This window comes from Halobacillus andaensis, from assembly GCF_014636475.1.
Classification (GTDB): domain Bacteria; phylum Bacillota; class Bacilli; order Bacillales; family Halobacillaceae; genus Halobacillus_A; species Halobacillus_A andaensis.
This window is the reverse complement of sequence record NZ_BMEL01000001.1, coordinates 61,902-74,920: the sequence shown is the minus strand read 5'-3', so window position 1 is coordinate 74,920 and position 13,019 is coordinate 61,902. Positions and strand designations below refer to the sequence as shown.

At 38.5% G+C, this 13,019-nt stretch carries 12 protein-coding genes; 3 read left to right on the top strand and 9 right to left on the bottom strand.

Going from position 1 to position 13,019, the window contains the following annotated elements:
• Nucleotides 1-23: 23 nt before the first annotated feature.
• The 6 genes from pfkA to dnaE form a co-directional block, all read right to left on the bottom strand.
• Nucleotides 24-983 (bottom strand): 6-phosphofructokinase, encoded by a 960-nt coding sequence (gene pfkA, locus IEV27_RS00375; protein ID WP_188375486.1) that lies wholly within the window; start codon nucleotides 981-983, stop codon nucleotides 24-26.
• Between the two features lie 173 nt (nucleotides 984-1,156).
• The gene (accA, locus tag IEV27_RS00370; protein WP_188375485.1) at nucleotides 1,157-2,119 is read right to left on the bottom strand and encodes an acetyl-CoA carboxylase carboxyl transferase subunit alpha; all 963 of its coding nucleotides are present in this window, start codon (nucleotides 2,117-2,119) and stop codon (nucleotides 1,157-1,159) included.
• Nucleotides 2,119-2,976: an acetyl-CoA carboxylase, carboxyltransferase subunit beta gene (gene accD / locus IEV27_RS00365; RefSeq protein WP_188375484.1), complete on the bottom strand. Its 858-nt coding sequence runs from the start codon at nucleotides 2,974-2,976 to the stop codon at nucleotides 2,119-2,121. The genes accA and accD overlap by 1 nt, the downstream gene beginning before the upstream one ends.
• Nucleotides 2,977-3,090: 114 nt before the next feature.
• Complete coding sequence (locus IEV27_RS00360) at nucleotides 3,091-3,687, bottom strand: FadR/GntR family transcriptional regulator (RefSeq protein ID WP_188375483.1); 597 nt, start codon at nucleotides 3,685-3,687, stop codon at nucleotides 3,091-3,093.
• Nucleotides 3,688-3,750: 63 nt separating this feature from the next.
• Complete coding sequence (gene ystJ, locus IEV27_RS00355) at nucleotides 3,751-4,992, bottom strand: NADP-dependent malic enzyme (RefSeq protein WP_188375482.1); 1,242 nt, start codon at nucleotides 4,990-4,992, stop codon at nucleotides 3,751-3,753.
• Between the two features lie 145 nt (nucleotides 4,993-5,137).
• Nucleotides 5,138-8,476, bottom strand: coding sequence for a DNA polymerase III subunit alpha (gene dnaE / locus IEV27_RS00350; RefSeq protein ID WP_188375481.1), 3,339 nt, complete (start codon nucleotides 8,474-8,476; stop codon nucleotides 5,138-5,140).
• 136 nt (nucleotides 8,477-8,612) lie between these two features.
• Here dnaE and ytrH point away from each other — a divergent pair, with 136 nt between their 5' ends.
• Both ytrH and ytrI read left to right on the top strand, forming a co-directional pair.
• On the top strand, nucleotides 8,613-8,945 hold the full coding sequence (ytrH, locus tag IEV27_RS00345; RefSeq protein ID WP_188375480.1) for a sporulation membrane protein YtrH: 333 nt from the start codon (nucleotides 8,613-8,615) through the stop codon (nucleotides 8,943-8,945).
• Nucleotides 8,945-9,448, top strand: a complete 504-nt coding sequence (gene ytrI, locus IEV27_RS00340; protein WP_188375479.1) for a sporulation membrane protein YtrI — start codon at nucleotides 8,945-8,947, stop codon at nucleotides 9,446-9,448. The genes ytrH and ytrI overlap by 1 nt, the downstream gene beginning before the upstream one ends.
• A gap of 11 nt (nucleotides 9,449-9,459) precedes the next feature.
• Here ytrI and IEV27_RS00335 read toward each other — a convergent pair whose 3' ends face one another.
• A complete protein-coding gene (locus tag IEV27_RS00335; protein WP_188375478.1) occupies nucleotides 9,460-10,416 on the bottom strand; it encodes a DHH family phosphoesterase in 957 nt (318 codons plus the stop codon).
• A gap of 133 nt (nucleotides 10,417-10,549) precedes the next feature.
• On the opposite strand from IEV27_RS00335, the gene IEV27_RS00330 reads away from it, so the two are divergent.
• The gene (locus IEV27_RS00330; RefSeq protein WP_188375477.1) at nucleotides 10,550-10,849 is read left to right on the top strand and encodes a YtpI family protein; all 300 of its coding nucleotides are present in this window, start codon (nucleotides 10,550-10,552) and stop codon (nucleotides 10,847-10,849) included.
• 16 nt (nucleotides 10,850-10,865) lie between these two features.
• Here IEV27_RS00330 and IEV27_RS00325 read toward each other — a convergent pair whose 3' ends face one another.
• On the bottom strand, nucleotides 10,866-12,179 hold the full coding sequence (locus IEV27_RS00325) for a DRTGG domain-containing protein (RefSeq protein ID WP_188375476.1): 1,314 nt from the start codon (nucleotides 12,177-12,179) through the stop codon (nucleotides 10,866-10,868).
• Nucleotides 12,180-12,335: 156 nt separating this feature from the next.
• On the bottom strand, nucleotides 12,336-13,016 hold the full coding sequence (locus IEV27_RS00320; protein WP_188375475.1) for a metal-dependent hydrolase: 681 nt from the start codon (nucleotides 13,014-13,016) through the stop codon (nucleotides 12,336-12,338).
• Nucleotides 13,017-13,019: the final 3 nt, after the last annotated feature.

The window sequence follows — 13,019 nt, the reverse complement described above, 5'->3', positions numbered from 1 at the left end:
CAAAAGCCTCATTAACTTTAAAATTATATAGAAAGTTCCTTCGACAGACGATACATATCTATATCAATGGAATGCTCGCGATTTAGAACTTCTAAAATGTCATGATCGACTAATTCATTATTTTCAATCCCTACCATACAGCCTGCTTTACCTTTCATAAGCAGGTCGACAGCGTAAGCTCCTAGTCGGCTGGCTAATACACGGTCTCTTCCAGATGGAGAGCCTCCACGTTGTGTATGGCCTAAAACAGTTACCCGCGTCTCAAGATCAGTAGCCTTTTCCACTCTCTTACTGAAATCTACTCCGCTTGTTACTCCTTCAGCCACTATAATTATACTGTGCTTTTTGCCACGCTCATGGCCTCGCTTTAATCGTTCAATTACTTCATCAAACTCATCTTCCATCTCAGGAATAATAATACTTTCTGCACCATCAGCCAGTCCAGCCCATAGTGCTAAATCACCAGCATCTCTTCCCATTACTTCAATGACATAAGTACGCTCATGAGAAGTAGCTGTATCACGAATTTTATCTATGGCATCAATTACTGTATTTAAAGCTGTGTCAAATCCGATCGTGAAATCTGTTCCAGGAATGTCATTGTCAATTGTGCCAGGAACTCCAATACACGGATAACCTTTTTCAGTTAATTTCTTAGCACCTCTAAAGCTTCCGTCTCCACCAATTACAATCAGGCCTTCAATTCCATGTTTTTTTAGTTGTTGAATGCCTTTCTCTTGTCCTTCTTCTGTTTTGAACTCTTCACAGCGTGCAGAGTAAAGCATCGTTCCTCCACGCTGAATGATATCTCCAACTGAACCTAGTTCCATCTTTTTGATTGATCCTTCAATTAAACCTTGGTAACCATGCTCAATACCGTACACTTCAACCCCATGAAAAATTGCTTTACGAACGACCGCTCGGATAGCGGCATTCATGCCTGGTGCATCTCCACCACTGGTTAAAACACCAATTCTCTTCATATTCCATCACCTCAAAAGTAGTTCTTTTTAATCTGTGTGCCCAATTACTCTATTAATAAAACCATATCACCCTCTATGAAAGCGTCACCATCCCCATAATATGACAAAAGTCGCACAATAAGTTTAGTGCGACTTCCTTTAACAAGGAGGATCTATTCATTTTCCGTGTCTAATTATATATTAAGTTGTGTGTAATCGCCAATTTTTTTATATTTGTCAAAACGTTCTTCTAACAGAAGTTCTTCACTTTTTTGCTGAAGTTCTATAAGAGCATTTTGTATATATTCTTCCATTCTTTCGGCCTGTTTTTCAATATCTCTATGGGCCCCGCCACGTATTTCTGGAATAACCTCATCAATCACCTTAAGCTCTTTCAAGTCTTGAGCAGTAATTTTCATAGTCTCTGCTGCTTTTTGAGCTAAATTCGAATCTTTCCATAATAAAGCGGCGGCTCCTTCTGGTGAAATAACTGAGTATGTGGAATTCTCAAGCATATAGATTCGATCACCGATTCCTAAACCTAATGCTCCTCCACTACCTCCTTCACCTATAACCACACAAATTACAGGTACTGTTAAGCCTGCCATTTCTACAAGGTTTCTAGCGATGGCTTCGCTTTGACCTCTTTCTTCTGCCGCTTTTCCTGGATAAGCACCCTTCGTATCAATAAACGTAATGATCGGCCGATTGAATTTCTCCGCTTGCTTCATCAGGCGCAATGCTTTACGGTATCCTTCAGGGTGGGGCATACCAAAGTTTCGTTTAATATTCTCTTTCGTATCTTTCCCACGCTGATGGCCAATTACTGTTACAGGCTGATTATTAAACTTCGCAATGCCTGATACAATGGCTTCATCGTCACCGAATAAACGATCTCCATGTAACTCCAAGAAGTCACTGAATAAATACTCAATATAATCTAATGTAGTAGGACGTTCAGGGTGGCGAGCCATTTGCACTCGATCCCAAGGAGCCATCCGATCATACACATCTTTTTCTAATTTCTCCAACCGCTTTTCAAGTGTAGTAATTTCTTCACTTAAATCCATTTCGCTTTCTTCCGTTAACCTTTTTAATTCAGTTATTTTTTCTCGAAGCTCAATGACCGGTTTTTCAAATTCTAACACGTGTTTCATCAGAGGTTCCCTCCCTTACAATGAATGTCTAGAACAGTGGAAAGGGTAGCTTTCATATCATGACGGTGGACAACTCTGTCTAATTGCCCATGCTGCAGTAAAAACTCTGCAGTCTGGAAGTCATCAGGAAGTTTTTCACGAATTGTTTGCTCTATGATGCGGCGTCCGGCAAATCCAATTAATGCTCCTGGTTCAGCGAAATTATAATCACCGACAGAGGCAAAACTAGCTGATACTCCACCAGTAGTAGGGTGCGTCATGACGGAAATAAATAATCCGCCTTCTTCGTGAAGTCTTCGTAAAGCCACTGAAGTTTTGCCCATTTGCATTAAGCTTAAGACACCTTCTTGCATACGTGCTCCTCCGGATGCAGTAAAAATGATGAAAGGAAGCTTTTCTTTTCTAGCATTCTCTATTGCATTCGTAATTTTTTCTCCTACAACGGACCCCATGCTTCCCATTCGGAAACGAGAATCCATGATAGCTACTGCTGTTTTATTCCCATCAAGAGATGACTTTCCTGTAACTACTGCTTCGTTTAAAGCGGATTTCATGCGATCCTTTTCAAGCTTCTCTTCATAATCTGGAAATTGAAGAGGGTTTGTGGAGATCATATTCTTGTCCCATTCTTCAAAGGAGTTTTCATCAAATAAATGCTCAATTCTTTCGAAGGCATTTAAACTGTGGTGATGATCACAATGAGGACAAACGTTCATATTCCGAATAAGTTCTTTTCTATAAAAAATCTTTTGGCAGCTTGGGCATTTTTGCATTAGCCCTTCAGGTACATCCTGTTTTGCCTCTTGACTTGGTATGGATGCATAGCGCTTTTTCTTGCTGAAAAAATCTCTTAGCAAGGTGATTCCTCCTTTAGGACAAGGCTCATTTCTATGTTCTATGTCATAATACAAAAATTCTCGTGCATTTGTTAACGAAAGCTGTCGAGTGTACAATTGCCCGATTGATCTATATTAAAACAAAGAGTAGATATGCTCTTTGGATTTATGGTTCGATAACGATTGATAAAATCGTTTATACATATCCGGAGTATACGTAATATCATGAACAGTATGTGTAAATCCGCTAATAAATTGCCACATAGATAATAGCAGTGGATGGTGGCATTGTTCAAATAAATAAGTGAACATTTTTTGATGCTTTTGACTATTTTGTTCATCAGGAATTAACCTGCTCAATTCATCTAGTTGTTCCTGTGATAATTGACCGGCGGATAATAGTAAAATTTCTTTTTCAAGCATTTGCTTTGCTGTTAATAGCTCTTCTCTAGATCTAGTATCATTCAAAAGAAACTTCGATAACAAACCGACCATATGGTATGGGCGGTAGGCTCTCATAAAGGTTCCTTCGCCGCGCCTTGTTTCTATTAATCCTAACAGTTCAAGGGCACGCAAAGCTTCACGAATAGAAGATCTTCCCACTTGCAACAACTCACTGAACATTCTTTCAGAAGGTAATTTGTCGCCTGGCTTAAGCTTCTTATCTTCAATGTAAGCTTTGATCTGTTCTAATACTCCTTCATACACTTTTTCGGCCAAAGTATGGGTCATCGAACAGGCCCCTTTCATAGTGACAAAATTCAAGGAGAAAAGCCAATGGCCTTTCTCCAAGGTTTAATCCTCTTCATCTATTAATGTAAGGTACCTTGTTTTCTCGGCTACCTCTTCAGGATCAACGTGATGTCGCGCAACTCCAGACTCCATTGCAGCTTTAGCCACACTCGCTGCTACAGCAGGAGCTACACGAGCATCAAAAGGCGCAGGAATGACGTAGTCCTCATTCAAATCCTCTTCACTTACCAACGCTGCAATTGCTTCTGCTGCTGCAATTTTCATCTTTTCATTAATTCGAGTAGCTCGAACATCCAATGCCCCTCTAAAAATCCCAGGGAAAGCTAATACGTTGTTCACCTGATTTGGAAAATCTGAGCGTCCTGTACCAATAACCCTAGCGCCAGCTTCTTTTGCATCATCCGGCATAATTTCAGGTTCGGGGTTAGCCATGGCAAAGATAATAGCATCATCATTCATACGTGAAACCATTTCTTTCGATAGAAGTCCACCAACAGAAACACCAATAAAGACATCTGCGCCTTCCATTACTTCTTCAAGATTTCCTTCTTGTTTATCTTTATTCGTGATCTTAGCAATTTCATCTTTGACATCGTTCATTCCTGAAGGACGCCCTTCATAAATTGCTCCCTTAGAATCACACATAATAATGTCTCTTACACCAAAATGATAAAGTAGTTTTATAATAGCTATGCCGGCTGCTCCTGCACCATTGGCGACCACTTTAATTTCAGAGAAGCTTTTTCCAGTAATTTTGAGAGCGTTCATTAAACCTGCTACAGTTACGATGGCTGTACCATGCTGATCATCGTGGAAAATCGGGATGTTCGTTTCCTTTTTTAATCGTTCTTCTATAATAAAGCAGTTAGGAGCTGCAATATCTTCTAAATTCACGCCGCCAAATGTTGGTTCCATTAATTTAACGGTTTGAACAATTTGATCAATGTCTCTAGTATTTAAACAAATAGGGAAAGCGTCGACTCCTGCAAAGCTTTTAAACAAAGCAGCTTTACCCTCCATGACTGGCAGAGCTGCTTCTGGCCCTATATTGCCAAGACCTAGAACAGCCGAACCATCACTTACTACGGCTACCATATTCCCTTTCATCGTATAATCATAGACAGTGTCCTTATGGTCATAGATTTCTTTGCAAGGTTCAGCTACCCCTGGGGAATAGGCTAAGCTCAGATCCTTAGCATTCCTTACAGGTACTTTTGAGTTTGTCTCTAGTTTACCTTTATTAGCACGATGTATATGTAGTGCTTCATCTCTCAAATTTGTCACAGGTACACGCTCCTTTAGAAACTATAAAATAATTCCGAATCGAGTGGTCAGACCACCATTAACCTCTTAATTATAACAGATGAACAGTTTGTGTAAAGAACCTCAAATTACTGGACTAAGATTTCTAATTTTCTCTCGATTCAAGTTATTCTTTTTTTAAAACTACGGATTCCTCTCCAAAGAATTCATATAACTTTCTCAAACAGGCTTCTGTCGGTTTTAATTGATAAGAATCGTCAAGTTGATACGTTTTCCTATCTTCTTCTACAAAAACGATCACCTCCGTATTGCCCGGGAAATAAGAAGCAACTTTTCTTAATCTTTCTAGTAATAACTGCTCCTCTTTTTTTGTAGTTTTTATAAATAGCCTCTTTTTTTCAGAGGATAAATTAACGTTATTAAAGTTAGAAATGTGATTAATGATCCACTGACTCTTTTCATTTCTTTCTGAAATATTACCTTGAATCACAACGAGTTGATTGTCCTTCAACCATTGTTTCACCCCTCGATAAACATCAGGAAATAATACAGCTTCCATTTCATCCGTCTCATCGCTTATTGTAAGAAATGCCATTGGGTCCCCCCGTTTGGTGCGTATTTCTTTTACTTCATCTACAACTGCCGCGGTTTGAACTGATCGCTTACTTTTCAGCTGTGAGCTCTCTCTTAGAGTCAAATAACCATCAGCGGTCAAGTTATCACGGTGGGCCTCTAAAGGATGGTTTGATAAATATGTTCCTAATACTTCTTTCTCTAAAGATAACTGTTTTAAAATAGGGAAAGGTTCAGTAGAAGTTACGTGCCCTTCTATTTCTAAATCTTGATAAAATAATTCCGGCAAATCTTGAAACTCTCTGAAAAGTTCACCTTGCTCCAACGCCTGATCAATACTTGCCAACAAGCTAGCTCTATTTTGTTGAAGCTCATCAAAAGCTCCCGAGATAATAAGAACTTCTAATATATTTCGACTGATTTCTTTTGCTTGTAATCGAAGACAAAAATCATGGAGGCTCTTGTACTTCCCTTTCTTTCTTTCTTCTACAATAGCTTGAGCAGCAGAATATCCAATCCCTTTTATGGAAAGGAAACCTAAACGAATGGCCCCTTGCTCATCTGCAGCATAAGGATAGCTGTGATTAACCGATGGCGGTCTAACCTTCAATTGAAGTTCTTTTGCCTCTCTAACATAGGAAGCTAGTTTCTCTTTATCCCCTAATGTAGAATTTATTAATTCTGCCATAAATACGGAAGGAAAATGAGCTTTAATATAGGCTAATTGATAAGAAATAAAGCTGTAAGCCACAGCGTGGCTTCTATTGAACCCATAGTTTGAGAATTTTACGATCCATTGAAACAGCTGAACAGCTACTTCTCTTTCATGTCCATTGCGCATGGAACGAGTCACAAATTGTTCTTGCTGATGTTCTAAAACATCCTTTTGCTTCTTACTGACAGCACGACGCAGTAAATCTGCTTCACCTAAAGAATACCCTGCCACTTTTTGAGCTACCTGCATGATTTGCTCCTGATACACTAATACACCAAAAGTCTTTTGAAGGATCGGTTGTAAAACATGGTGGGGATAACTCACCTTTTCCAAATTATGTTTCCGTTTAATATAGACAGGAATATATTCCATCGGACCTGGACGGTATAGAGCATTAACAGCGACTACGTCTTCAAAATGACTTGGTTGTAACCTCCTAAGAACACTCTTCATCCCCTGAGACTCTAGCTGAAAAACACCATTCGTGCGACCTTGCTGCAAAAGATCAAAGGTTTTTCTATCATTAAGATTCACCTTACTATAACGGAAATCAGCCTGTTTATAACTTCTTATTTTTGATTCCATTCTCCTTAATAAGGACAAGTTTCTTAACCCTAAGAAATCCATTTTCAATAGACCTATATTCTCTAAATCTCCCATAGCCATTTGAGTGAGCAGAACTTCACCTTGTCCTTGCATTAATGCTGTGTAATTCATTAAGGGGTGCTCACTAATGACGACGCCAGCAGCATGAGTCGAAACGTGCCTTGGTAAGCCTTCTAGTTTCGAAGCTACCCTAAAAAGTTTTATTAATTGAGGGGATGATCGAATATAGTCTTTGAGAGGCTCTGATTGCTGTACAGCTGTTTTTAAAGAATGACTGGTCCCTCCAGGTAACTGTTTTAAAATGAACGCTGCATCGCTCTCATCAATTCGAAGCACTTTAAATAGTTCTCTAAGTACACTTCTCGTTGCAAATGTCCCAAATGTGCAAATTTGAGCAACATGATCTTGCCCATATTTATTCGCAACATACTCAATCACTTCATCCCTGCGATCATCTGGAAAGTCGATATCAATATCAGGCATCGTTATGCGCTCAGGATTTAAAAATCGTTCAAATAATAAATCATAAGCCAAAGGGTCGACCTGAGTAATACCAAGTAAATAACTAACAATAGACCCCGCAGCTGACCCTCGGCCCGGCCCAGCTTCAATCCCTTCGTTTCGAGCGTAGTCAATGAAATCCCAGACAATCAGGAAATAGTCACTAAAGTTCATTGAAGTAATGACTTCTAACTCATGGTCTAACCTTTGCTGGGCATTTACATCGCCTTTAGGGTATTTCACCTTCAAATTGTCCAAGCAGAGCTTTCTTAAATAGTGATCCGCTGACTCTCCTTTGGGTACCGGATAAGAAGGCAGCAATGTTTGATTTAATTCCAGCTCTACTTCACATAAATCTACGATCGCTTTGTTATTTTCTAATACTTCCGGCCACCAACCTTTAAAATACGTTTCCATCTCGCTCGGTGATTTTAAATATTGATGGTCTTGATATGTATCCCTGTTTTCTTGTTCAGGTTCATTTTGAGCCATAGCACGTAAACAGTGATAAGCTTCGGCATCTTCTTTTTCTAAATATTTCACAGGATTCATGACAGTGACCGGAATTTGTAAAGTATCGGTCCAATCTTTTAACTCGGGATGAAGCTGTTTCTCCGCCTGAACTCCATGATCTTTGACCCCAAGATAAAAATTCTTAAATATGTGACGCCATTCCTCTACTTCCTCTTCTACCCTATTAAAAGATTTATGGAGGATCGAGGAACCCCAGGATGTATCTGAAACGGTAATAACCGCTACTAAATCATCAGCTGATGGAGTAAAGTCATTTAATTGCAGTTCCTCTTCCTCAATGTGGGCTTTTGTACTTAGGCGCAACAATGCCTCATAACCTTTTTTATTTTTAGCCAGCAAGGTAACAGGAATTCGTTCATTCTTAAATGACACTGCTAAACGCAAACCGATAATAGGCTTTATTCCTTCCTCCCTGCATTTCTGATAGAAAGAAATCGCACCACTTAAAACATCATTATCTGTTAAAGCAAGTGAAGTAAATCCGAGTTTCTTCGCTTGTTGAACTAAAAGAGGAATTTGGATCGTACTATTCATCAAGCTATAACCACTATGTACTTGCAAATGAGCATAAGACATCACCGTTCACCTCTTTCTCTCTATTATTTATTATATGGAATTCACAAGGAGTATAAAAGCGTCTTGCATATATTTTAGTTTTAAAGAATAGCTTGGATATTAACAAACCAATACTTCTATAAGGAAGAGGGAAAAGATGGAAGAAAGATTAGTCATATCAATGATCCAGTGCTTCTTCATCGCTTTCGGAGTTATTATGGGTGGTACCTTAATTGGAAGTATAGGAAGTTTTCTTACAGGTGAAGCTCCTCTAACTTCTATGTTTAGAATTGCAAAAGGTTTACGTATTTGGGCAATTGTCGCAGCTATTGGAGGAACATTTGATGCGATTAGTAATTTTGAAAGAGGGATTTTCGAAGGATCAACGTTTGATCTATTTAAACAAGTGATGATTATTGTTGCTGCCATGGGAGGCGTTCAAGCCGCTTTATTTGTATTTGAGCTGTTATTAGGCGAGGAGGTTACTTAATGTATATCCCCCCTCAATTAAGAAAAAGAGAGTGGAGACGGTTTTATGCGGGATGCGTCTTCGGTGCGATTGCGGGGTACGTTTTATTTGTTTTCATTAACGATCAGCTTCATGAACATTTAGAAGAAGAAAATATTCAATTAGCTTCAGAGCTAAATGAGCTTGAAGCGAAGTATGAAAGTCTTTTAAATGAAGAGAAAGAAGCTGATGAAGAAAAAAATGAAATTTTAACGATTCAGGAAATTGTCCCCACTTACACAAATGCTAAGACCCTTCATATTGACAAATTGACCCAACACCAACTTTCTTCCATGGTTAAAGATCAACTGCAAAGTCTATCCGGAGAAGATATCGAAAACATTAGTGATCAAAGCGATCTTATAATCGCAATTATCGAAAACAAACAATTTGTAGTGGAAGATTTCACTTATTCACTTACTGTCGAAAGACTTATCATTTCTAATCAGCTTCAACTTCATTTATCTATTACAATCGAGAATTAAAGGAGGCATACTTACTTATTGTCTCTCGCAAATGAAGCACATGCTTCCTTTAACTCTTCCGCAATGACGTCTGTTTCTTCCCACGAGCTTGCGGTAGCACCTGCTGCCATAGGGTGTCCTCCACCATTGTGATTCTCTGCAATTTTATTTACAATAGGTCCTTTTGAACGAAGACGTACTCGAATGCTGTCTTCTTCCTCCACAAAGTAAACCCATGCCAAAATCCCTTCAATATCTCCTAATAACCCTACAATGGCACTCGTTTCTGTAGGAGATACTTCATACTTATCTAATATATCTTTCGGTAAGCGCACTGTACTATACCCTTGAGGATATAAGGTGAAGTTCTCTAAGACATAGCCTTTAAGCTTAGCTACTTTTACAGGCGTACGATAAAGTTGGTTATACATTTCTGGACGGTCGAAATTATAACTCACTAATTCAGAAGCTGCTGCAAAAGTTTTTTCTGTTGTACTCGGAAACAAAAATCGGCCGGTATCACCAACAATCCCGGCATATAGAAGTGAGGCCGCTCTTTCATTTAACGAATACCCTTGTTCAGCCATTTTTTTATAAAGAGAATATACCATTTCTGAAGCAGAGCTTGCTTGTGTATCTACCCAGCTAATATCACCATATTCATCTACTATAGGATGGTGGTCTATTTTAATTAACATTGCTCCCTCAGCATACCTTTGATCATCAATTCTCGGTTGGTTAGCTGTATCGCAAACAATGACAAGAGCTCCTTCGTAATCTTTGTCAGAAACCTCATCCATCTTCGTCAAAAATTGTAATGAAGGTTCATTTTCTCCTGTAATTAAAACTTTTTTTTCAGGAAAATTATAACGAATGAATTCAGCCAATCCTCCTTGAGATCCTAAGGCATCAGGATCAGGTCGAACATGACGGTGAATAATAATTGTTTTGTGCTGCTTAATCGCATCCATTATTTTATGGAGAGTCATACATACCAAGCCTCTTTCTCTACAAATCTTTATCCTATTATCCCATAACTTCTATTATTGAGGTAGCAAAACACTGAAAAACAAGCTACAATAAACATCGGAAATATATTTTTTAAGCAGGAGTCGATTTATTTTGATACTTTTCCCGACTATTATACTTATCTCGTTCATACTTTATATATACTATAAAGTCATGGTAGTTAAAACAAAAGACCCTCTATCCCAAGAATACTTAAATAGCAAAGCTAAAATGTGGCTGGGTATATTTATTTTCTTCTTTGGTATCAACCAGTATTTACTTTATGAAACAAGACTGTCTCTATTTATTGGCATAGCGTTTCTCATTTTAGGCGTCATGCAATTTAGATTAGGCTTTAAAGCAAGCAAACATTATCAAAACGAATATCAAAAACTTCGTGAAAAAAGTCGCTGATTACAGCGACTTTTTTTTATCGATCAATAAGCTGAGCCATGAGAAGAGCTTTTCCTACCACTGCATGCTCATGGTTAACCTCGACGTCTACCTTAGCTACTTTTCTTCCCATTTCTAACAATTGAGGCTTTATCTCGATCTCGCTTTCAAGTTGTACGGGCTTAATAAATAAAAGGGAGATGTTCTCGACTACTAGATTGCCTTTCTTATGTTTACTTAATAGTCGACTCGAAGCTTCTGTAATGAGAGAGGTAAATACACCATACGAAAGTGTTCCCAGCTGGTTTGTCATTTGGGGTGTAACGGTTGTCCTCAGTTTAAATACTTGGTCATCATCCTCACTTAATTCCAATTGATTACTTACCAAGTCATCTATTGTTTCCCCAATTTGCGGTTGGCGCTGTAGGTTTTGTAAGGCTTTTAATACATCCTGCCTTGAAATAATTCCTTGGAGCTTTTGTGCTTGATCAACGACCGGCATCAACTCAATTCCTTCCCAAACCATCATGTGAGCAGCATTTGTAAGGGAAGTTCTCGTCTGGACAGTCATAGGATTCTTCGTCATTACTTTATCGATTTTTAATGAAGGATCCTTGTTAATGACGTCCTTTGAGGTTACCATTCCAACAACTCGATTCTTTAAATCAACAACCGGGTAACGACTATGGTGCGTGCTTTCATTTAGTTCATGCCATCGCGCCACAGAGTCTTTCGTCGTTAAGTAACTTGCTTTTTCAAACGTCGTGTAAATATCATCTACTAGTACTATTTCTTTCTTTATTAATTGATCATAAATGGCACGGTTAATCATTGTGGCTACTGTAAATGTATCATAGCTAGTGGATATAACTGGGAGTTTTTTTTCGTCGGCTAATTTTTTTACTTTATCTGTTGTATCAAATCCACCCGTAACTAAAACAGCGGCCCCTTCTTTAACTGCTAATTCATGGGCATTTGTTCTGTTTCCTACAATTAATAAAGACCCCGCTTCTGTGTACCGCATCATAGCTTCAAGCTTCATAGCCCCTACAACAAATTTGTTTAAGGTCTTGTGTAAACCTTCCCGACCACCTAACACTTGACCATCTACTACTTTCGTAATTTCTGCAAAAGTTAGACGTTCAATATTTTCTTTTTTCTTTTTTTCAATCCTAATGGTACCTACTCGTTCAATGGTGCTCACCATATTTTGATTTTCCGCTTCTTTAATGGCTCTATATGCGGTACCTTCACTTACATTAAGAGCTTTTGCAATTCCCCTGACTGAAATTTTGCTGCCAACAGATAAAGAATCAATATGTTCAAGAATCTGTTCATGTTTGGTAGCCAATAAAATCACCAATCTTTCTAACTGTACTAGTATTTCACCCTATTATTGTTATTATACAAGTGATACAGTTAGACCGCAATCGTTCTTGAAGATACGAATGACTGAGATAGGATAATTTATAAAAAAAGCCCACAAAAATGTGGGCTTTTAAGTCTATTACAGTTCTATCGCTTCTCCCGGCTCAAGAGCTTTTCCTTTCCCAGGTCTTACTTGATCCGCAAAACCTTTACCGTCCTGTTCAATCAATTCAAACGTGTTGTAATGGATAGGCACAACCTGTTTTGCTTTTATCCACTCAGCAGCTAATAATCCATCTTCAGGTCCCATGGTGAAATTATCTCCGATAGGAACGAAAGCTAAATCAATTGAATTTTGTTCCCCAATCATTTTCAGATCAGAAAATAATCCTGTATCACCCATGTGGTAGATCGTCTTCCCTTCAATAGTCAACAAGATTCCAGTCGGCATTCCAGTATATACAATTGAACCATCTTCTTCAGTATAGGAAGAACCATGAAAAGCTTGAGTCAATTTAACTGTCCCAAAGTCAAATGTATGGCTTCCACCAATGTACATTGGGTGGGCATTTAACCCTTTATTCCCTAAATACGTAGCAAGCTCAAACGGGGCAATGATTTGAGAATCACAGCGCTTCGCAATCTCAACCGTATCTCCTACATGATCGTTGTGACCATGTGTAAGTAAAATGATATCAGCATGAACGTTTTCCGCATCTAAGTCTGTATTTCCATTTTCAGAAATATACGGATCAAATAATATAGTTTTACTTTGCGCTTCTACTTTAACAACTGAATGTCCATGAAATGAAACTTTCACTGT

Excerpts from the sequence above, each read along its gene's own strand:
- ytrH (WP_188375480.1), top strand. The coding sequence starts at position 8,613 with ATGGAAGAAAGATTAGTCATATCAATGATCCAGTGCTTCTTCATCGCT.
- IEV27_RS00360 (WP_188375483.1), bottom strand. The coding sequence starts at position 3,687 with ATGACCCATACTTTGGCCGAAAAAGTGTATGAAGGAGTATTAGAACAG.
- ytrI (WP_188375479.1), top strand. The coding sequence starts at position 8,945 with ATGTATATCCCCCCTCAATTAAGAAAAAGAGAGTGGAGACGGTTTTAT.
- IEV27_RS00335 (WP_188375478.1), bottom strand. The coding sequence starts at position 10,416 with ATGACTCTCCATAAAATAATGGATGCGATTAAGCAGCACAAAACAATT.
- accA (WP_188375485.1), bottom strand. The coding sequence starts at position 2,119 with ATGAAACACGTGTTAGAATTTGAAAAACCGGTCATTGAGCTTCGAGAA.
- dnaE (WP_188375481.1), bottom strand. The coding sequence starts at position 8,476 with ATGTCTTATGCTCATTTGCAAGTACATAGTGGTTATAGCTTGATGAAT.
- pfkA (WP_188375486.1), bottom strand. The coding sequence starts at position 983 with ATGAAGAGAATTGGTGTTTTAACCAGTGGTGGAGATGCACCAGGCATG.